The sequence below is a fragment of the Candidatus Centipeda massiliensis genome (assembly GCF_900290285.1).
GTDB classification, from domain to species: Bacteria; Bacillota; Negativicutes; order Selenomonadales; family Selenomonadaceae; genus Centipeda; species Centipeda massiliensis.
Genome location: NZ_LT985754.1, coordinates 1,083,493 through 1,105,826 on the forward strand (window position 1 = coordinate 1,083,493; position 22,334 = coordinate 1,105,826).

General features: G+C 55.3%; 12 protein-coding genes, 2 tRNA genes and 2 riboswitches. Of the genes, 10 read left to right on the top strand and 4 right to left on the bottom strand.

Annotation, left to right across the window (positions count from 1 at the left end):
* The first annotated feature begins 3,912 nt into the window (after positions 1–3,912).
* Positions 3,913–5,955: an excinuclease ABC subunit UvrB gene (uvrB, locus tag C8273_RS05270; RefSeq protein WP_106626707.1), complete on the top strand. Its 2,043-nt coding sequence runs from the start codon at positions 3,913–3,915 to the stop codon at positions 5,953–5,955.
* A gap of 64 nt (positions 5,956–6,019) precedes the next feature.
* On the opposite strand, the gene thiC is transcribed toward uvrB, so the two are convergent.
* Positions 6,020–7,324: a phosphomethylpyrimidine synthase ThiC gene (gene thiC, locus C8273_RS05275; protein ID WP_106626708.1), complete on the bottom strand. Its 1,305-nt coding sequence runs from the start codon at positions 7,322–7,324 to the stop codon at positions 6,020–6,022.
* 51 nt (positions 7,325–7,375) lie between these two features.
* Positions 7,376–7,472, bottom strand: a riboswitch (TPP riboswitch).
* Positions 7,473–7,653: 181 nt separating this feature from the next.
* Here thiC and uvrA point away from each other — a divergent pair.
* The 6 genes from uvrA to bioB all read left to right on the top strand — a co-directional run bounded on the left by uvrA (position 7,654) and on the right by bioB (position 16,211).
* Entirely contained in the window at positions 7,654–10,488 is a 2,835-nt protein-coding gene (uvrA, locus tag C8273_RS05280; RefSeq protein ID WP_106626847.1) for an excinuclease ABC subunit UvrA, read from the top strand.
* An 81-nt stretch (positions 10,489–10,569) separates the two neighbouring features.
* Positions 10,570–11,487 carry an AEC family transporter gene (locus C8273_RS05285; protein ID WP_106626709.1) on the top strand — a complete coding sequence of 306 codons (918 nt, stop codon included), beginning with the start codon at positions 10,570–10,572 and terminating at the stop codon, positions 11,485–11,487.
* Between the two features lie 17 nt (positions 11,488–11,504).
* Positions 11,505–12,659, top strand: a complete 1,155-nt coding sequence (locus C8273_RS05290; RefSeq protein WP_234343850.1) for a metallophosphoesterase — start codon at positions 11,505–11,507, stop codon at positions 12,657–12,659.
* Positions 12,656–14,113 carry an O-linked N-acetylglucosamine transferase, SPINDLY family protein gene (locus tag C8273_RS05295; protein ID WP_106626710.1) on the top strand — a complete coding sequence of 486 codons (1,458 nt, stop codon included), beginning with the start codon at positions 12,656–12,658 and terminating at the stop codon, positions 14,111–14,113. The genes C8273_RS05290 and C8273_RS05295 overlap by 4 nt, the downstream gene beginning before the upstream one ends.
* Complete coding sequence (locus C8273_RS05300; protein WP_106626711.1) at positions 14,110–14,940, top strand: methyltransferase domain-containing protein; 831 nt, start codon at positions 14,110–14,112, stop codon at positions 14,938–14,940. Before C8273_RS05295 ends, C8273_RS05300 begins: the two co-directional genes overlap by 4 nt.
* 260 nt (positions 14,941–15,200) lie before the next feature.
* A complete protein-coding gene (gene bioB / locus C8273_RS05310; protein ID WP_106626712.1) occupies positions 15,201–16,211 on the top strand; it encodes a biotin synthase BioB in 1,011 nt (336 codons plus the stop codon).
* Between the two features lie 63 nt (positions 16,212–16,274).
* On the opposite strand, the gene C8273_RS05315 is transcribed toward bioB, so the two are convergent.
* The 3 genes from C8273_RS05315 to C8273_RS05325 form a co-directional block, all read right to left on the bottom strand.
* A complete protein-coding gene (locus C8273_RS05315) occupies positions 16,275–16,970 on the bottom strand; it encodes a Crp/Fnr family transcriptional regulator (protein ID WP_407695398.1) in 696 nt (231 codons plus the stop codon).
* A gap of 60 nt (positions 16,971–17,030) precedes the next feature.
* A tRNA-Val gene (locus tag C8273_RS05320) sits at positions 17,031–17,106 on the bottom strand.
* Between the two features lie 39 nt (positions 17,107–17,145).
* Positions 17,146–17,222: transfer RNA gene (locus tag C8273_RS05325), tRNA-Val, on the bottom strand.
* A 271-nt stretch (positions 17,223–17,493) separates the two neighbouring features.
* Positions 17,494–17,665: riboswitch (cobalamin riboswitch) on the top strand.
* 246 nt (positions 17,666–17,911) lie between these two features.
* Here C8273_RS05325 and C8273_RS05330 point away from each other — a divergent pair.
* The 3 genes from C8273_RS05330 (at position 17,912) to C8273_RS05340 (ending at position 22,329) form a co-directional block, all read left to right on the top strand.
* The gene (locus C8273_RS05330; protein WP_234343852.1) at positions 17,912–20,209 is read left to right on the top strand and encodes a TonB-dependent receptor plug domain-containing protein; all 2,298 of its coding nucleotides are present in this window, start codon (positions 17,912–17,914) and stop codon (positions 20,207–20,209) included.
* 66 nt (positions 20,210–20,275) lie between these two features.
* Positions 20,276–21,280, top strand: a complete 1,005-nt coding sequence (locus C8273_RS05335) for an ABC transporter substrate-binding protein (RefSeq protein WP_106626714.1) — start codon at positions 20,276–20,278, stop codon at positions 21,278–21,280.
* A gap of 62 nt (positions 21,281–21,342) precedes the next feature.
* On the top strand, positions 21,343–22,329 hold the full coding sequence (locus C8273_RS05340; RefSeq protein WP_407695404.1) for a FecCD family ABC transporter permease: 987 nt from the start codon (positions 21,343–21,345) through the stop codon (positions 22,327–22,329).
* Positions 22,330–22,334 lie beyond the last annotated feature (5 nt).

The window sequence follows — 22,334 nt, forward strand, 5'->3', positions numbered from 1 at the left end:
ACAGCCGGAATGCAGGTGCTACGGATGTTAAGAACTTCGAGAACGTCAACTTCGATGTGGCGCACAACGTCAGCCACGGGGATACCATGCTGACGCTCACAAACGGAGCAAATACCAGCATTGACTGGTCGAAGATGAAGCTGAAGAACCTGGATACCATCACGGCAAGCCCGACGAGCGACCATATCCTGACACTCCTTGACAGCGCAAACGATATTACCTTTACGAACTACGATGCGGCGCGTGCGCGTGAGACGAAGAAGGACGGTGACTACGAATACGTCCTCAACACCGACAGTGAAACAGCGACCGCGAAGAAAGTCGACGTCACGGGCTACCGCTTTGCCAACAACCATACAGCCATCGCAGCCAATGCGAACGAAGCGTGGGGCGGACGCTCTAAGGTCGGTAATACGGTCACAAAGAACTCGCTCGACGTTACGGGCGGCACGATCACCAAGGCAGCCGGCGGTATCGCACAGAATCTTGAGGCGGGCGACGGTGTCGGCGGCTACAAGAAAACGGGCGACGCGGCAGAGAACACGCTGACCCTGAACAGCGGCGCAATCATTACCGACGGCTATGGTGCCGATGTCCGCACCGAGGCAGGAAATGCCACGGGCAATATCATCGACCTTAAAGGCGCAAATGTCACAGGAAACCTCTACGGAGGCGCACTTACACACGCCTCAGCCAGCGGCAGTGCCACGGGCAACACCGTCAACCTCTACAGCGGAAGTGTCACGGGTGATGTCTATGGCGGCTTTGCAAACGGCAATGGCACGACCACGGGCAACAAGATCACCATCGGTGACGGCACGAATGATGCTAACGTCACCGTCACGGGCAAACTCAGCGGCGGCAACAAATCTGCCGAGGGCAACGTCCTCAACCTCAAGAGCAAGGGCGCTCAGGTCGGCAGCCTCGAAAACTTCGGCAAGATCACATGGAGCCTTGGCTCGAATCTTGCCGATGGGGATACCGTCCTCACGCTGAACGATGACACCGCTCTTACCTACAGCACCATCGAAAAGCCGGCGGGCGCAGACGTTTCCAACTGGCTTGGCAGCGTCATGGAAAAGAACGTCCACCTCTTCCAGATGGCAGCGGGCAAGAAACTCACCCTCAGCGGTTACAGCAGTACGGGCAGTGAGCGCACAGGCGATGTCGAGTACAGCCTTGTCACGGACAACAACCAAGATGTTACCACGGCAGGCGGCAGCCTCAATCTCTCTGCCTATAAGTGGCAGAATGCAAACGTCGACGTTAACAGCAACGCACGCAGCGACGTATTCGGCGGCAAGACCGTTTACGGCACGGATGGCGCGACCAAGAACAACAAGCTCACCCTCAAGACAGGTGCAGCCGTCACCAACGCCATTGCGGGTGACACACAGACCGCAAACGGTGCGGCAGAGGAGAATATCCTCACCGTCGAAGACGGCACGGCAACGAATGCCTACGGCGCAAAGACCGTGGGTGGCAAAGCACTGAAGAACAATGCCATCCTCACGGGCGGCAGCGTCACAGACAAACTCGTCGGAGCACAGAGCCAGAGCGGCACAGCCGAAGAGAACACCACAGAAATTAAGGGCGGCAGTGTCACCACCGCCATCGGTGCAGAAACCCTGACCGCAGGAGACGCAGCAAATAACAAAGCGATCATCTCCTCCGGCACAGTCACGGGCAGCCTCAAGGGTGCACAGAGCGCCGGCAAGGCGACAAAGAACACAGCAGAGATCAAAGGCGGCACTATCAGCGGCGCAAGCGTTATGGGCGCAGAGGCGAAGAACGACGCCGAAGAGAATACTGTAACGATCTCCGCAGCACCGACCTCGAACACGTCGACCACGATCACCGGCGGACACTCCACACACGGCAGTGCCGTTAAGAACGTGGTCAACGTCAACGCAGCCGTCACCGGCAACATCGTCGGCGGCTCCACGGACAGCACGAATGGCTTGGATGCCATTGAAAACACCGTCAACGTGCACGCAAATGTCACAGGGAATATCTACGGCGGACACGCACATAACGCATCTCTGCGCAACACCGTGAACATCGCGGACGGCATCACCGTCACGGGCAGCGTCTTTGGCGGCAGCTGCATCACCGCCGAGGGGAACATTGTGAACATCGGCAAGGGATCCACCGTTACCGGAGATGTCGCTGCGGGCAACGCCACCGGCAGCAACCGCGACAACATCATCAACCTCACGGGATCGCGCGTTGAGGGCACCATCAAGGGCGGCAACGGCGGCGCAACCGACGGCAACAACACCCTTGCCGTTCACCATGACCTGACGCAGCAGTCCTACGCCGGCGACTTCACGGGCATCAAGAACCTCCAGTTCTACCTGAATGAAGGCATCACCAACGAGAACCCGACCATACTGAGCCTCGGTACCACGAGCAAAGACATCCGCGGCATCGACGTCGGTGTCGGCGTCAATGGGCTTGCACGGGGACTGAAGGTCAACGACGTCATCAGCCTCATGAAAGTTGCAGGAAACGGCACACTGACCACCGATGCGGACAGCATCGCGCCGCCCGCACCGCAGACCCTCGTCAACCACGTAGAGACCATGCAGGGCGTCTCCCTCCTCTACGGCTTTGACATCATGAAGCGGAGCAGCGACGAGCTGATCGCAACCGTCACGCGGGCAGCCATCAGCGAAGAGACCAAATCCTTTACCGAAACCAGAGCAGGTGCGACCAGCTTCATCAACGGCGGCGCAGACCTTCTTGCAGGTGCAGGCATGACCTCCGCCAAGAAAGAGGGAAGCGGCGACAAGGACAAGGATGCACGCGGCTACCATATCTGGGCAGCGATGGAGCAGAGCGGCATGACCGTCAAATCCGGCTCCTACAGCGACACGCAGGGCTACGGACTTGCCGTTGGCTGGACGCGGGAACTCGGGCAGACGGGCAGCACCCTCCTCTTTAGCCCCTTTGTCGAATACGGCAAGGGCAAATACGACTCCTACCTCGACAGCGGCGTCCATGGCAGCGGCAAAGTCAGCTACCTTGGACTCGGCGTCATGGGACGCGTAGAGAATGCACAGGGACTCTGGGCAGAGGCGGCACTGCACGGCGGCAAGACGCGCAGCGACTACAGCGGCTCGCTCTATTCGGGCACCAGCTCAAGCTATGACAGCTCGAATGCGTACTATGCGGCGCATCTGGGCATTGGCAAGGAGATGAAGACCAACGAGAAAGATAGAGTGAACGCATACCTGCGCTACTTCTGGTCGTACCAGTCCGGCATGCAGGCAAAGATCCATACGAGCGGACGCAATTCGAACGTCGATGAATATAACTTCGGCGCAGTAAACTCGAACCGCGTGCGTCTGGGCTTTAGCTACACGCATAAGGACAGCGACAAGAGTGAGATCTTCGCAGGACTTGCGTGGGAGTATGAGCTGAGCGGAAAGGCGACGGCAAGCTTTATGGGGTATGAGACCCCGAGTCCGTCACTGCGCGGCGGGAGCGGAATGCTCGAAGTGGGCTACCGCTTTGCACCGAAGGACAGCCGCTTCTCGTATGACCTGCGGTTTGCGGGCTGGCAGGGCAAGCGCCAGGGCTACNTGGGGTATGAGACCCCGAGTCCGTCACTGCGCGGCGGGAGCGGAATGCTCGAAGTGGGCTACCGCTTTGCACCGAAGGACAGCCGCTTCTCGTATGACCTGCGGTTTGCGGGCTGGCAGGGCAAGCGCCAGGGCTACTCCGGCGGCGCTCATGTAAACTGGGCGTTCTAAGAGATACAATGTTTTTGGGGAGCTGCTGCATTATATGCGGCAGCCCCTTTTTTTATGAGACGACGGAGCTTTTTCGCTTCGCACTATTTTCATCACACGTTGAATGCGATATAATGACAGAATGATTTTTTTGCAATGCGAAGGAGGGCGTACGATGGCGATGGTTCCGAAACTCAATACAACGATCTTCGAGAAGGAGGTTCCGTTCAAGGTCGTCGCACCCTTTGAGCCGATGGGCGATCAGCCGCAGGCGATTGCAGATCTTGCGGGCGGCATTGAAAACGGCATGACGGCGCAGGTGCTGCTCGGCGCGACGGGGACGGGCAAGACCTATACGATGGCAAAGGTCATTGAGCGCGTGCAGCGCCCAACGCTCGTCATTGCACACAACAAGACACTCGCGGCGCAGCTTGCGAGCGAGTTCAAGTCCTTCTTTCCCGACAACTACGTCGGCTACTTTGTCAGCTACTACGACTACTACCAGCCCGAAGCCTACATCGCGCAGACGGACACCTACATCGAGAAGGACGCGTCCATCAACGATGAGATCGATGAGCTGCGCCACTCCGCGACCTGTTCGCTGTTCGAGCGGCGCGACGTGATTATCGTCGCGAGCGTGTCCTGCATCTACGGTCTCGGCTCCCCCGAGAGCTATCATGAGATGGTGCTCTCCGTACACAAGGGGCAGACGATTCCGCGCGAGGCGATTCTGCAAAAACTTGTCGCCATTCGCTACGAGCGCAACGACATCGCCTTTGAGCGCGGGCGCTTCCGCGTGCGCGGCGACGTGGTCGAGATCTTCCCTGCGGGCTACAACAATCGTGGCGTACGCATCGAGATGTTCGGCGATGAGGTCGAGCGGATCATTGAATTTGATGTGACCTCAGGCGAGGTCTACGGTGAACGGCTTCATTCGATGGTCTTTCCTGCATCCCACTACGTCACGGACGATGAGGATATGAAGATTGCAATGGCGGATATCCGTACGGAGCTTGCACAGCGTCTGGACGAGCTGAAGGGCGCAGGCAAACAGCTTGAGGCACAGCGGCTCGAACAGCGCACGAACTACGACCTTGAGATGATGGAGGAGATGGGCTACTGCTCCGGCATCGAGAACTACTCGCGCCACCTTACGCACAGGAACGCAGGGGATACGCCATATACGCTCCTTGACTACTTTCCTGAGGACTTCCTCATCATGATCGACGAGTCTCACGTGACTCTGCCGCAGATTCACGCCATGTACGGCGGCGACCGCAGCCGTAAGGTCTCGCTCGTGGACAACGGCTTTCGTTTGCCGTCTGCGTTCGATAACCGTCCGCTGACATTCGAGGAGTTCGCCGCACGCGTCAACCAAATCGTCTATGTCTCGGCGACGCCCGGCAAATACGAGATGCAGCAGGCACAGCAGGTTGCGCAGCAGATCATCCGCCCAACGGGGCTGCTTGACCCAGTGGTGGAGGTGCGCCCGCTCGACGGACAGATTGACGATCTGCTCTCGGAGATTCGCGTGCGGATTGAGCGAAATGAGCGCGTCCTTGTCACAACCCTCACGAAGCGCATGGCGGAAAACCTCACCGAGTACCTACGCGAGGCGGGGGTGAAGGTGCGCTACCTCCACTCGGACATCGCGACCATCGAGCGTGCGGAGATCATCCACGACCTGAGAGCGGGCGAGTTCGACGTGCTCGTCGGCATCAACCTGCTGCGCGAGGGACTGGATATGCCCGAGGTGTCGCTCATCGCCATCCTCGACGCGGACAAGGAGGGCTTCCTGCGCTCGGATACAGCGCTCATCCAGACCATCGGACGCGCCGCACGCAATGCGGGCGGACACGTTATTATGTACGGCGATGTCATTACAGGGTCGATGCAGCGTGCCATCGACGAGACGGAGCGCCGCCGAACGATCCAGAATGAGTATAACGAGGCACACGGCATCACGCCAAAGACGATCGAAAAGCCCATCGTCCCGCTGATCGAGATGACACTCGTCGCCGCCGAGGACAGGGCACCCTACGGCAAGAAGGACGGCAAGTCCAAGAAGAAACTTGGCAAGAAGGAGCGCGAGAACCTCGTCAAGAGTCTCCTGCGCGAAATGCAGCAGGCATCGCGTGCGCTCGAATTCGAGCGTGCGGCGGAGCTGCGCGATATGATTGTGGAACTTGAGGGCGATCTGCCCAAGAAGAAAAAGTAAGTGTGAGGAATAGCACTATGGTCTGACCAAACAACTTATGCGACAGCCTGATTGAGAAAGCACTCTAACAAGATCCGTTTACGGGCTTCCCAAAATACTGTCCCAAGAGCTTCACCGAACAATAATTTCCGCACATGGAGCACGCCTCCTCACCTTCCTCGTTGCGCGCCCCGCGTTTTTTGCGGGCAAGTTCGGGATCGATTGCAAGCGTCATCTGCTTTTCCCAATCCAGCTCCTTGCGTGCCTTCGCCATTGCGAGATCCCACTCCCACGCACCCGGTACGCCGCGTACGAGATCTGCTGCATGCGCCGCAATCCGCGCTGTGATAACGCCCGTGTGCACATCCTCTATGGTCGGCAGTCCCAGATGCTCGGCAGGGGTCACATAGCAGATAAAGTCTGCTCCGTTTACGGCGGCAAGTGTTCCGCCAATTGCCGAGGTTATGTGATCGTAGCCCGGAGCGATGTCCGTCACGAGAGGCCCGAGTACGTAGAATGGCGCATTATGGCAGAGTTCCTTTTCGAGCTTCATGTTTGACGCGATCTGATCGAACGGCACATGACCGGGACCCTCTACCATCACCTGAACGCCGCGCGCCCACGCGCGATCCACAAGCTCCCCGAGCGTAATCAGTTCGGTAATCTGGCAGCGATCCGTCGCATCTGCGAGACAGCCGGGGCGCATCCCGTCGCCAAGACTGATCGTCACATCGTATTTCTCGCAGATGTCGAGGATGTCATCGTAACGCTCATACAACGGATTTTCCTTGCCGTGGTGGAGCATCCAGCCTGCAATAAATGATCCGCCGCGACTCACGATATCCATCACGCGTCCCTCGCGCTTCATTTGCTCGATGGCAGTGCGTGTCACGCCGCAGTGCAGCGTCAGGAAATCTGCCCCATCCCGTGCCTGCTGCTCGATCACATGAAAGAGATCCGCATCTGTCATCTCAATCACCGCACCGTGCTTTCGGATCGCGACCACGGTCGCCTCGTAGAGTGGAACTGTCCCGACCATGACGGGGGAGTGCTCGATGATGCGCCGGCGTGATAGGTCGATATTGTCTCCTGTCGAGAGATCCATTACAGCGTCTGCGCCGCAGCGTACAGCTTCGTCCAGCTTCGCAAGTTCCGGCTCAATTTCGGGGAATACGTTCGATGTGCCAATGTTCGCGTTCACTTTGACGCGCAGCCCTGCGCCAACCCCGCGCGGACGGAGCCCTTTGTGTTCCGTGTTCGCGGGAATCACAACCCGCCCTGCTGCCACGCTCTCGCGTACGAACTCCGGCGTCACACGTTCCTCCTCTGCGACAATACGCATCTCCGCCGTAATTTCCCCCGCGCGTGCACGCTGCATCTGAGTTGCCATAAAACGACCTCCTAAAATACAAAAAACCGTCCGGCATAGACCGAACGGCAATCACAAACAAAGCCACTTCCCTACGCAGGCATTACCCAACAGGTTCCAAGGGTCGATCCGGAGATCTCTCAGCAATAACGCTCCCCCAGTGGAAATATACAATTTTCTATGATTATATCATCGCTGCGTATGAAAAACAAGTGTATTGATAAACTTCAGTCATTTGCTCCAAATAAATCAAAACAAAATATGCCCATAGATCAATTAGAAAACAACAGCGATGCCTTTACTTTTGCTCCCTGTTCGCTATAATGGTGGGACAGTAAATGGAGGAAAATATGAACGAAAGTATCAAAATCGAGGGCGCACGCGCCCATAATCTGAAGAATATCAATGTGGAGATTCCGCGCGATAAATTAGTTGTGGTGACGGGGCTGTCCGGCTCGGGCAAGTCCTCGCTCGCCTTTGACACGATCTATGCCGAGGGGCAGCGCCGCTATGTGGAGTCGCTGTCCGCGTACGCGCGGCAGTTCCTCGGGCAGATGGACAAGCCGGACGTGGACAACATCGAGGGGCTCTCGCCCGCGATCTCCATCGACCAAAAGACGACGAGTCACAACCCGCGCTCGACGGTGGGCACGGTGACGGAGGTCTATGACTATCTGCGCCTGCTCTATGCACGTGCGGGTCGTCCGCACTGTCCAAGCTGCGGCAAGCCCATCGCGCAGCAGAGCGTCGATCAGATGGTCGATGCGATCCTGACGCAGCCTGAGGGGACGAAGCTGCTCATCATGGCACAGCTCGTGCGCGGGAAAAAGGGCGAGCACCGCAAGATCCTCGACCAGATCCGCCGCGACGGCTATGTGCGCGTGCGCATCGACGGGGAACTGCGCGATCTCGGCGAGGAAATCGCCCTTGAGAAGCAGAAGAAGCATACGATTGAGATTGTCGTCGACCGCCTCGTCGTGCGTGCGGGCGTGGAGAGCCGCTTGACGGACTCGCTTGAGACGGCGCTGCATGCGGGCGGCGGTGTTGTTTACGTGCAGATGGTGGACGGGGAACTGCTCATGTTCAGCGAGAATTTTGCCTGCGTGGACTGCGGCATCTCGCTCCCCGAGATTGCACCGCGCATGTTCTCGTTCAACAGCCCGTTCGGTGCGTGTCCCGTCTGTACGGGGCTTGGCAGTCACAAGGAGTTCGACGAGGAGCTTGTTGTCCCCGACCCAACACTCAGTGTGGCGGACGGTGTCTTTGCGCCCCTTTCCAAAAATCCAAACTCGTACGGGATGCGTGCGATTACGGCACTCCTGCGTGCGCATGACTATGACGAGCATACGCAGTGGAACCGTATGGACAAGAAAATGCAGAAGACACTGCTCTACGGATCGGAGGAGTATGTTTCCTTCCACTATACGAATATGTTTGGTGAGGAGAAGGAGTACAATGTTCCGTACGAGGGGGTTCTGCCCACGCTTGCGCGACGCTACCGCGAGACGGACTCGGAGGAGATGCGCGAGAGCTACGAGGACTATATGACGGAGACACCGTGTACGGCGTGTCATGGGGCGCGGCTGAAGCCCGAGACGCTCGCCGTGACGGTCGGCGGAAAAAATATCGCCGAACTCACAGCACTCACGATCCGAGAGGCGGATGCGTTCCTCGCAGAGGCGGAGAAGGATTTTTCCCCGCGCGAGGCGAAGATTGCCGTGGAGATCCTAAAGGAAATCCACGCACGGCTGCACTTCCTCCTCGATGTGGGACTGGACTATCTGACGCTCTCGCGCGCGGCGGGGACGCTCTCGGGCGGCGAGGCGCAGCGCATCCGACTCGCGACACAGATCGGCTCGGGGCTGATGGGGGTGCTCTACATTCTCGACGAGCCGAGCATCGGTCTGCACCAGCGGGACAACAACCGTCTGCTTGCAACGCTGCGGCATCTGCGCGACCTCGGCAATACGCTGATTGTCGTGGAGCATGACGAGGACACGATGTACGCCGCCGACCACATCATTGACATCGGTCCAGGTGCGGGCGAGCACGGCGGCGAAGTGGTCGCGGAGGGAACGGCGGAAGAGATCATGGCGAACCCTGCCTCCATTACGGGACAGTATCTTGCGCGCAAGAAATTTATCCCCGTGCCCGCCGAGCGGCGCAAGGGCAATGGCAACGTCCTTGAAATTATGGGCGCGGCAGAAAATAACCTGAAGAATATCAATGTGAAGTTTCCACTCGGGACGCTGACGCTTGTGACGGGTGTCTCCGGCTCGGGCAAGTCCACGCTCGTCAACGAGATTCTCTATCGCGGCGTTGCCTCGCGGCTCTACCGTGCGAAGGGAAAGCCCGGCAAGCACAAGAAGATCAAGGGGCTTGAGCACATCGACAAGGTCATCAACATCGACCAGCAGCCGATCGGGCGTACGCCGCGCTCGAATCCCGCGACCTATACGGGCGTATTCGATGCAATCCGCGAGCTTTTCAGTCAAGTCTCGGAGTCGCGCATGCGCGGCTACAAGGCGGGGCGGTTCAGCTTCAACGTGAAGGGCGGACGCTGTGAGGCGTGCCGCGGGGACGGCATCCTCAAGATCGAGATGCAGTTCCTCCCCGATGTCTACGTCCCGTGTGAGGTCTGCAAGGGGGCACGCTATAACCGCGAGACACTTGAGGTGCGTTACAAGGGCAAGACCATCGCCGAGGTACTCGATATGACGATTGAGGAGGCGGTGGGCTTCTTTCAGAATGTGCCGCGCATCGCACGCAAGCTTGAGATCATCCGCGACGTGGGGCTTGGCTACATCCGTCTCGGACAGCCCGCGACGACGCTCTCGGGCGGCGAGGCGCAGCGCGTGAAGCTCGCGACGGAGCTGTCGAAGCGCAGCACGGGCAAGACGCTCTACATCCTCGACGAGCCAACGACGGGGCTGCACGCGGCGGACATCCACAAGCTGCTCGTCATCCTGCAGAGGCTTGTGGACGGCGGTGATACAGTCGTTGTCATCGAGCACAACCTTGACGTCATCAAGGCGGCGGACTATGTGATCGACCTCGGTCCCGAGGGCGGCGTGCGCGGTGGGACGATTGTCGCGCAGGGGACGCCCGAGCAGATTGTAGAGGTCGCAGAGTCCTACACGGGGAAATTTTTGAAGCCGCTGCTGGAAGAGAAACACAAATCGTAGAGGAGCTTCTATCGGCTCGCTGCACGCACCACCTTTCCCCGCCGCGACGGGGAAAACGAGAATAGAAAAGAAGGTAATGTAATGCTGATTTTAGGTCAGATGATCGTATTTTTTCTGATGATCTTTGCGGGGGCACTCGCACGCCGCTACAAGATCATCATTCCGAACAATCAGGAGCAGTTTTCCTCGCTGATTGTCAACATCGCGTGCCCCTGTCTCATCATCTCAGCGGCGATGCGTGCCGAGGAGCACATGGGGCTGGAACAGGTCATCGAGACGTACACCGCATACGCCGTCCTCCTTGCGATGATGTGTCTCGTCGGCTTTCTGCTGCCGCTGCTGCTGCGCTTTCGCGGGCGCCTGCGCGGAGCGATCAACCTCTCGTTCTGGTTCAATAACTCGCTCTTTATGGGGCTGCCGCTTGTGCAGGGCGTCTACGGCGATCAGGCGGTTGTCTATATGACGCTGTTCTTCATTCCCGTGAATCTGCTCTTTTTCGTCTACGGTGTCTCCTCCATCAGCATTCACAAGCGGCGCGGTTTGGAGATGTTCCGCATGCTGCTGAATCCCGGCATCATCGCATCGCTGATTGCGTGTGTGATCTACTTTGCTGAGATTCCGACGCATCCGCTGCTCTCACAGACGTTTGCGCTGCTCGGGGCAATGACGGCACCTCTGGCGATGATGATGATCGGTGCCTCGCTGAAGGATATCCACATGCGTCACATGCTGACGGATCGGAAACTCCTGCTCTATACCTTTCTCAAGGCTGTGGTGCTGCCGATCCCGATTCTCTTCATTATGAAACTGTTTGTGACGAATCCCTACATCCTTGGGTGCAGCCTCGTCATTGTCGCTGCACCGACGGGCGGCATGGTGGCAATGGTGGCACTCCTCTACAACAAGGTCGCCTATCCGCTCATGACGGAGATCATTGCACTCTCAACGCTGATCTCCGTCGCAACGATTCCACTTGTCTCGGTGATTACGGGACTTTGATAGCTTAGGAGGTACATTTGCCCGGTTTCTTTGTGATTTTCCTGCTCGTCGTCCTTGCCTGTCTCGGGCTGTGTCTGTACGCGCTGCGCTATCTCGCAGAGGGGCGGCGGCTGACGTATCTTCGCATCGCGCTCACCGTCGCCGAACTCGGGGGCGTTGGGCTGCTTTATTATTTGGTCAGAACCCATCAAACGGAGGGCTGGGCGGGCATGGTTACGCTGCCCATCATTCTCCTGCTCGTGGGGCAGCTGATTACGCTTGGCTTCGTTGTGCTCGGTGTTGTGGGGCGTGTACTGTGGCGGAAGATGCAGCATGCGCCTTACGATCCCGCGCGGCGGCGTGTGCTGAAGAATGCGGCACTCTATCCTGCGGCGGGCTTTCTTCTGAGCAGTTACGGTGCATTTATCGAGCGCAAGCATACGGTACGCCGTGACTATACCATCCCGATTGCAAATCTGCCGCCCGAGGCAGACGGCATGGTGATTGCACAGATCAGCGATGTGCATCTTGGCACATATTTCTCCGTGGCGGATTTTGAAAAACTACTTGCAGAGGCGGCGCAGGGCGGCGCAGATCTGCTTGCCGTGACGGGCGATCTGTTCGACGATGAGCGGCAGAACGAGGCAGCGGCAGAGGTGCTTGTCGCGTATGCGCAGGAGTGGCATGACGGGATCTGGTACTGTATCGGCAACCATGAATACTATCGTGGGGCGCGTTCGCTCGTTGATCGCATGGCGGGCGAGGGACGTATTCATGTCGTACTGAACGGAGCGGAGCAGGTCGCAGGACGAGGAAATCTCTATATTGCGGGCGTGGACTATCCGTTTGCGCGCGGCGATGCGTTTGATCCGCAAAAAAAGGCGTATTTTGCAGCGGCGATGGCGCACGTTCCAGAGGATGCGGTGACTGTTCTCCTCGCGCATCACCCCGATTTCATCGACGAGGCGGCGGCACACGGCTCTGTTCCGCTCACGCTCACGGGGCATACGCATGGCAGTCAGTTCGGCATTTTCGGGCAGCCACTGTTCCCCGTATTCAAGTATACGCGCGGTATGGTGCACATCGGTGAGAATTACGGTTATGTGCATTCGGGCAACGGCAGCTGGTTCCCGCTGCGGATCGGCTGCCCGCCCGAGATTGCATATTTTAGATTGGAGAGAACAGCAGAATGAGTTGGCTTGACGACTATGTCGCCCTCCGTGAGGACATTCATCAGGGGTATATATACGAGGCGATTGAAGCGATTTTGTTCATGCGTGCCCATGAGGAGATCCCTGCGGATGAGCAATGGCGTTTCTCCGAGATGATGGGCGCATGCTGCCGTGCCCTTGCGGATACGGAGGGAGCGCTTGCGGCGTACTTTGAGGCGGCGCAGGAGGATAAATTCCTCCGCAGTCAGCGGCAGCATTTCTCGAACTACCTCTATCTCTGCCATGCCGTCCCGAATCTGACGCCGAAGGAACTGAAGGCACAGTTCGATATGTACGCGACGCTCTACCGGCATGAGGAGCCTCTGCCGCCGCGCGCGGAGGTTTGTCATGAGCGGCTGCGGATCGGTTTTATCGCGGGGCACTTCCTCAGCTCGTCTTCATCTCTCTTCTATGAGGGGATTATGCGCGGACTGACAGAGAAATACGATGTCTATGCGTACTCTCTCAGTGACCGTGCGGATGCCTTCACAGAGAACCTACGCGGTGCGGTCGACTACCGTATGCTTGCAAATCTCTCGATTGAGGAACAGGCGGAGCGCATACGTGCGGATGAGATTGATGTGCTCTTTGATCTCGGTGGGCATACGGATGGCGGTATGACCCTTATGCCGCTTGCATATCGCCCGGCACCTGTTCAGATCTCCGGGATCGGCTGGTTTGCGACGACAGGCGTACCCTTCGTGGACGGCTTTCTGACGGATGACGTGCTCTCACCTGCGGGGTCGGAGGCGTTCTACAGTGAGCAGCTGCTGCGTCTGCCGCACGCATTCCATTTCACACCGGATGAGGCGATGCGTGCGAGTGAAGTGCATGCGCGTCCTACGGATGCGCCGATCACCTTCGGCGTGTTCCAGAACTTTATGAAGATCAATGAGGAGTCGTTGAAGGTCTGGGGGCGGATTCTGAAAAAGCTGCCGCAGGCACAGCTGATCCTTCAGGATGCCGCCGTGGACAGTCCGCTGCGCGTGACGACAATCCTTGGGATGATCGAGGGGCTAAAACTGCCCGCGAAGCGCATCTTCGTGCGTACGGGTAGGCGCGATTACCTCGGGGACTACGGGGACATCGACATCGCGCTCGACACGTTCCCGTATACGGGCGGTGCATCGACCACGACTGCGCTCTATATGGGCGTACCTGTCATTACACTCCGCGGGGAGACGCATCATGCCGCGCGCCTTGGCGGGTCCATGCTTACGGCGGCAGGGAAAACAGAGTGGATTGCGGAAGACGTACGCGCGTACGAGAATCTCGCCGTACGGATGGCAGAGGATATTGTCACTGTGCGTGCAAGCCGCGTGGCGCTGCGCACGGAGGTGGAGAAGTCCGCACTGATGGACGGCGGCGCGTATCTTACGGCGTTTATGGATGAGATCGAACGCCTGTGGGCGGAGCGCGGGGACTTTTCACATTGAGAACGGAACTTCTCGAACTCCTCGCACCGAGCACGGAGCCTCTGTGCCTTCTCGTCGTCGACGGATCGGAGCATCTTGCGCGTCTGCGTGAGTTGTATCCGAACGCAGAGATTCATGCCATTACGCCCTATCCGGAGATTGCGGAGAACGAGGCACTTGCGGCGCTCGATGTGCACTGGCACATCCTTGATTGGCGGCGCGATCCGCTCCCCTTTGCCGAGGAAATGTTTGACCGCATCATTTCGGAGTTCGCCATCGAATATGCCTACGAGCCGTATGATACGCTCATGGTGCTGAATCGCGCGCTCAAGGAGACGGGCACGCTCTACACCTGCTATGCGAATGTGCGCTATCATCGTGTGCTCATGGGACTGCGTGACGGAGAGTTCCGCGTGCGCGGCGACCGCCATCTCTATGCCAAGCCTGAGGTTGTGCGCCTCCTCAACGATACGCTCTACAAGGAGATTCACTTTTATGCGGGGGAGCGCGATGATGATCCTGCCGCAGCGGATGCGTGGACAGAGGAGGGCTTCGCGAATTTCAGCGATGATCTTGCCACGCGTATATGGCTTGTCCGTGCAGAGCGGAGTACGGCGGCAGCAGCGAACCTCAAGCTGTTTTTTTCGCAGGAAACGCGCTGCAGGATTGCGCGCCTGCTGCATCGCATTGAGTACGATATTGCGGCGGAGGGAGCCGCTGCGGAACTGCGCGAACTCTGTGTGCGCGAGGGCATCTTTCGCGACTATCTTGCAGATTTTATCACAGAGGTCTGTGTGCACGAAGCGAAGGTTCGGGCGGTTCTTCGTGAACTGCTTGCAGTTTTATAAGGGAAGCACTGATAAATTCAGCCACGCCATCTTGACGCATCTTTTTTGCCCGTACTGTGTCGGCAAATCCTCCACATAGCCCTGCTATGCGTCCGGTTTGCCTCCTTGTTCGGACGAAAAAATCTACGTCAATCTGACGGACTTCATTTTATCAGCGATTCCTAAGAGTAAACCACAACTGAATATCCGGTTGACGAAATAAAAAACCTGCCTTATAATAGACACGATAAATAATATCTATTACGAGGCAGGGATTTTTTATGCGCGAACATGGTATTGCTGAACTCACGAAGAAGATCATCGCGGGCTATCGTGTCACACCGACGGACGACCGCTCCGTCTTTATGAATACGCCGATTAAGGAACTGGGCGAGGCGGCATACCGACTACAAAAGCATTTCTGCGACAATCACATCGACCTGTGCACGATCGTCAACGGACGCAGCGGGCGCTGCGGTGAGGACTGCAAATACTGCGCACAGGCAGGCCGGCACAAGACGGGCGTCGACATTTACAAATTCCTGCCGCAGGAGGAAATCATCGCGCACGCAAAGGCAAATCAGGACGCAGGCGCGAACCGCTTCTCCATTGTCACATCGGGTGGTGCTCTCTGCGGGGAGGAGTTCGAGAAGGCGCTTGACACCTACAAGGAAATGCGGCGCACGCTCTCCATTGACCTCTGTGCTTCGCATGGGCTTCTTACACGCAGCCAATTCCGCCGTCTGCGCGAGGCGGGAGTGACGAGCTATCATCACAATATCGAAACATCAGAGCGTTACTTCCCCGCGATCTGCACGACGCACAGCTACGCTGACCGTATCCGTACGATCAAGGCGGCACAGGCAGAGGGGCTCTGCGTCTGCTCCGGCGGAATCATCGGCATGGGGGAGACGTGGGAGGATCGCTTTGACATGGCATTTGCGCTCCAAGAACTTGGCATCGAGTCCATCCCGCTCAACTCGCTGATGGCGATTCCCGGCACGCCGCTGGAACATCTTGCACCACTCTCGGGCGAGGACATCCTGCGCACCATTGCGATTTTCCGCTTCATCAATCCGACGGCGAACATCCGTCTCGGCGCGGGGCGGAAGCTGCTGCCGGAGAACGGTGCGACGGCGTTTCGCGCGGGTGCATCCGCATCCATCACGGGCAATATGCTCACGACATCGGGCACAACCATTGCAGAGGACATGGAACTGCTGCGGGAGATGGGCTTTACGAACCGCAACGAGGACTGCAGTGTGTCGACGGGTACGTGCGGCGCACATTGATCTTGATTCCTTCAATATTTACATATAAAATTAGGGACGCTGCATTTAGCAGCGTCCCTAATTTTATAGATATTCTTCAAAGCGTTCCATATCGACAATCCGTATGCTGCGCCCCGTCGCCTCGATGATGCCCTCGCGCTGCATTGCACTCAGCTCGCGCGAGAGGGAGGGGCGGCTGACAGCGAGATAGGCGGCGATGAACTCACGGCTTACCGTGAGCGTCACACGTCCCTTTTCATCGATGTGGGGGAACAGATAGCGCACAATCTTTTCGCGCAGCGTGCCACTTGCGAGAATCTTGAGTTTTGTGTGCATTCCGTATGCCTTGCCCGCAAAGATCTTCATGAGGTTGCGCTGAACAATCAGCGCGGAGCGGCGCGGCGTTTCACCGACATCCAGCGTGAAGAGGTGGCTTGAGACTTCGAGCAGCTTCACCTGGGTCACGGCGCGGACATACATATCGTATGGACGTTTGAGCACCTCGTAGACCTCACCGAACATATCACCCGGGCGGTCGATCTCCGAAATGAAAATCTGCCGCCCCGAATACGTATCCTTGAGAATATGCACCTCGCCTTCGAGCAGAATGTAGAGCGAGTGAGGCAGATCGCCGTCGTGAAAGATGAGTGCACCCTTCGGATAGGTGCGCAGTACCACGTCGCTTGAGGCGAGCAGTTCCGCAATATCATCCTCGTTCATGCCCTGTGCAAGAGAGGTTTTGACGAGAATTTGGGCGGCGCTTTCGTTTTCGTTTGTCATGATGCACAACTCCTGCATATACGAAAAAACCGTCCCTCGGGACGGCATTATATACGTAGATGGTGCTCACTGAGGGATTCGAACCCCCGACCCCCTCCATGTGACGGAGATGCTCTACCAACTGAGCTAAGTGAGCCTAAGAAAAAATCCGCATCACTGCGGATGGAAAATCAAATGGTGGGGTTAACAAGATTCGAACTTGTGACCTCCTCGATGTCAACGAGACACTCTAACCAACTGAGCTATAACCCCATTTGTTTGCCGCTCATGTCCAAACGACAAGACGTATTATAGCAAGGAAGATCAATCCTGTCAAGGGAATTTTTTTGCAACAGGAAATACTATATGGTATCGTATTTATAGGGATCGCAGATAAAATGAAGTCCGTCAGATTGGTGTAGATTTTCTGTCCTGTCAAGGAGACGAACCGGGCGCTGAATTTATCAGTGCTTCGTATAATAGGCTTGACAGAATGTTTATGTTATGATAATCTGCTAAAAATTATTAACAATAGAATCATAATTGAATACTTAGCCGATCGGGTGCGCGTTGCGCTCAATAGAGAAGCAGGTGCAAAACCTGCGCTGTCCCGCAGCTGTAATGTGGAGTCAACCTCAATACGTCACTGGGAAACTGGGAAGGCGAGGGAGACGAGGAAGCAGAGCCAGAAGAACTGCCCGATTGGAACGCTGTATCGTCCCTGCGAGAGACAGGAAGGCACGATTATTTTTATGTGTTTCGTATGCCTTTTTGCCGGAGAGCAAGAAGGCTTTTTGTTTGCTTCTTACGGTGTGCTTTTCTTGTACTCTATTTGACGATGCATCAATCCTATTGACATTTTGGAAACGAAATGTGAATACGGGAATAACGCCCGTATTTGAACATTGTTTTCTATGATGTACCGCCGTATCAAATGTTTTTTGTCAAAGGAGAGTAAGCACATGCAAAAGAAGCTGCGAAGGGGTACTGTACTCGGGATCTTAATGTCGACGATGCTGACGGGAGGCACAGATGTTTATGCTCAGGATGCTGAGTCGACTGTGCCCGGCGAGGAAACAGTCAAGACGACATATGTGACGCAGGATATTGATGTCGAAGGAAAGATGAAAGATCCTTTCGGCAATGTGATGACGGAACAGTCCTACTATCGCACGGGCGGCGATGTGAACGTCATTGACCGTGATACGCTTGAAAAGCGGCATTACGATCAGCTCAGCGATGCGCTGCGGCAAGTGCCGGGGGTACAGATCAAGACGCCGGGGTATCGCGGGGGTGAGTATGGGTATACGCAGACACACAACATTGTGACAATCAATGGCGATGATCGAGTTGTTGTGCTCGTGGATGGGCGCCGTATGGATAACTCTGTGGGCAACGTTGTCTCCGGACGTTCAACGAGCGGCTCGAAGGCAGTCACGGACATCAATCAGGTCACAAATATTGATAATATCGAAAAAATAGAAGTCATCAAAGGACCCGGTGCGTCATTTTACGGATCGGATGCCACTGGCGGCGTTATCAATATCATTACACGCAAGGGAACGGATAAATCCTATGGGTCGCTTGATCTGTCAACCGGTTCATGGAATCGGCACAATTATAAATTGAACTATGCGGGGAGCACAGATCAGGGGAAACTGAAATATTTCTTTACACTTGCGCGTGAAATGGGTGGAGATGCCAAATATAAGGATGGACTGAGCGGCAATACCTATACCTATGTGAATACGGGCTACAAAGAGGAAACGTTCAATCTCCGTGTGGACTATGATTTCGACCCCACACATTCATTGCAGGCGGCGTTCAATCATATGCAGAGTGATGCAGACTATCCGCTTACGGCACCCGATCACAAGTACTTTAATCAAGCTGATTGGGATCGGATTAAGACTGATTATTCCGTACATAAAAAATATGGTGATCCAAAAAATCCAGGTTATCGCACACTATGGTATATGTGGGCGGTGACGGGCGCCTATAACGCCTACAACAAGAACAATCTCGATCTGACCTATACGTTCCATCGAGATAACGGCATGGAGAGTTTTGTTCGGTACTACGAACAGCATGAACGCTATTGGGGGTCGTTTGGAGGAGGGAGTCGACAAGATTCGCCCGTACCGGATACGCCCGAATGGTTTGAATGGGGGAAAGCGAATTATCGCAGCCGAGACCATCGCTCATGGTATCACCATCTGGAAAATAAAGGGATTCAGTTCCAACTGGGTAAATCCTATGGGAAACATGATGTTCTCACTTCGTGGACCTATGATAATTCGAAATACTATAATACAAAAGTAAGTACAGGAAAAAACACGAGTGTTAAACGAGATTCTATCCTTGGCTACATTCAGGATAAAATTCTGCTTTCGGATAAGTGGGAACTGACGCCGTCCCTTCGCTTCGCGCATTATAGCGATACCAACCATATCTCGCAGGATGGCGTTCACAGTATTGGCGGCGCATCGTCCAATACCATTACGCCATCGCTCAATACACAGTATCGATTTGATAAAGATACGAGTGCATATTTCGGGTACAGCCGGGTACGCAGACCACTCAAACCAAGCGATTATACTGCGGTGAACGATTCAGATCCTGCAAATTTGCAGGATGAAAAGGGGGATGTGTGGACGATCGGTGTTCGGCATGATTTTTCGCCAAACACGACAGCCTCTGTCCATTACGCCTATACACGTATGAGTAACGCGGTTGTTCGATACAGCATCTGGGATGGAGCGGTGAGTGACTTCAAGCTCAAGTATGTCAACGCCAAGGAAGTCAAGAAATCGATCAACCTTTCTTTGCAACATCAATTTAATCCGCATTTGTCGATTACGGCAGGTTATTCGCATGATTTCGATAAGTTTTCGGCAAAGGATGGAATGACCTTCGATCCTGAACTGAAATGGGCAGATGGCAATGTTAATTCCGTTATCAATAAGTTGCGTCCTGCTAATACCTATACAGCGGATCTTGTGTATGAGAACGGAAAGCTGTATACGGCATTGACGGGGACTTGGTATACGGGCTGCAATACAATGGCGTATACCAGCAAGCGTGCGCTTGTTCTCGATTTCAACATCAACTACGCGCTTCAAAAGGATTTAACCCTGTATGCCTCCGTTGTGAATTTGACCAACCAGGCGTATGAGACGGTTTATACCAGCTATCTTGGGAAGGGGAGCTGGCCTCAGTTAGGCAGACATTTTCTGATTGGTATGAAATATAAATTCTAAGGATATGGGGCGGCAAGTGTGTCATTTTGACAGCTTGCTGTCCATTTCTATAAGAAAGTTGGAGCTATGAAAAAATCTCTCATCTTATTGCTGGTAATTGTCGGACTGTCCATTTTTTTTGCGGAAAGAAATGGAGAGAACTTTGAAGTGAAACTGCCATCAGAAGACATGGTTGAGAAAGCCCCTTCATATGAAACTGTGGAGATTGAGACGTTTGACTCGTCGAAGAACCCCATATGGATTCAGTTTGACAAAGTACCGATACGGGGGATTGTATATGGAGGAAATACAATAGAGACACTCATGGTATTTGGTCAGGGTGACAAGATTCTCAGCGCGTCATTGAGTACATCCGATGAGGCATATGCGCGGATGAGGGAGAAATACCCTGAAGAACTGAAAAAAATACGACATATCTCCCAGCAGGAGATTAGCAGAGAGCAGACGATTGCCTATCAGCCGGATTTTATTCTGGGATGGAAGTCGACATTTTCTCCGAGGCGATACGGCAGCACGGATTGGTGGCAGGAGCGCGGCGTGAATACATATATTGTTGCCACATCAAACCATGTGGTGCCGCATGGAACGATCGAAGACGAGTGCCAATTCCTGGATGACATGGGGCGAATATTTGATGTTAGAGAGAAATCAGAGGCTTTGATCAATGAAATTCACGCAGAGATGGAGCTTACAGAGAAGAGTATTGTGGGGGAAAAACTACAAGAGGTCATGGTCGTTGAAGTGAGTAAAACGGGAATTATGAACTATGATGATGGTTGGATCGTGGGGGATATGGTGCGGCGTCTGGGTGGAAATATGCCCGTCAAGAGTCGCTCTGTGGGGGCTGAGGACTTGCTGGCACAGGATCCGGACATTATTTTTGTCGTTTACTTTAATTCACGGCATCGCGAGGAGTCGGAGCTTTTCTTTCAAAATGTCCGCTTTAACTCATTGAAAGCCTCGCGCAATAATCGAATCTATATGCTGCCGTTCCGGTATATGTATACGCCGGCAGTGCATACAATAGATGGGATTCGAGCGATCAAAAGGGGGCTGTATCCGGAATTATGAACCGTACAAATTGGCAGCAAGCAATCATTCTGACTCAGTTGTTCATCATTCTGTTTATCAGTATGGCAGGGGCATTGACGTTCGGAACCGTATCCCTGTCCGTCGGCGATATCATATCTGCGATTTATGATTCCCTGCGAAGCGGCATCCCCATTGATGCGCCGGGGCAGGGGGCACTCCATGATATTGTCTGGCTGCTGCGGATGCCTCGCATCCTCATGGCTGCGTGTATCGGAGCGGGGCTTGCGACCTGCGGCGTCATTATGCAGGCGATCGTGAAAAATCCGCTTGCCGACCCCTATATCCTTGGCGTTTCCTCCGGTGCTTCTCTAGGAGCAACGGCAGCAATCCTCCTCGGTGTCGGGGTTTCTCTTGGAGAAAACTTTGTCGGGATCGCTGCATTTGTTGGAGCCTTTGCGATATCTCTCGCGATTGTGTTCATTGCAAATATGGGCGGGCGTGCCAATGCAGTGAAACTTCTGCTTGCAGGCATGGCACTGAGTGCGGTATGCAGCGCATTTTCCAGCTTTATTGTCTACTTTGCCAACGATAAGGACGGCATCCAATCCATCACCTATTGGTTGATGGGGAGTATGGCGGGGGCAAGCTGGTCGACCCTGCAGGTGATGATCCCGCTGAGCATCGCAGTGCCGTTGTTCTTCTATACACAGACAAAGATATTGAATCTGATGCTGTTGGGTGATGATACGGCAGTGACCCTTGGGGTGGATTTGCACCTGTATCGTCAGGGGTATTTGCTCGTGAGCGCACTTATGGTAGGATTTGCCGTTTATGCAGCCGGTATGATCGGCTTTGTAGGGCTTATCGTCCCCCATGTGAGCCGTATGCTGGTCGGAGCGGATCATAGAAAGCTGCTGCCGATTGCCGCACTTTCCGGCGCAATATTTCTCGTCTGGGCGGATGTGCTCTGCCGCATCATCATTCCGCAGACAGAACTCCCCATCGGCATTCTGGTTTCAATGATCGGTGCACCCTGCTTTATCTATCTGATGATAAAGAAAACATACGGTTTTGGCAGCGGTGCATAGGCGGC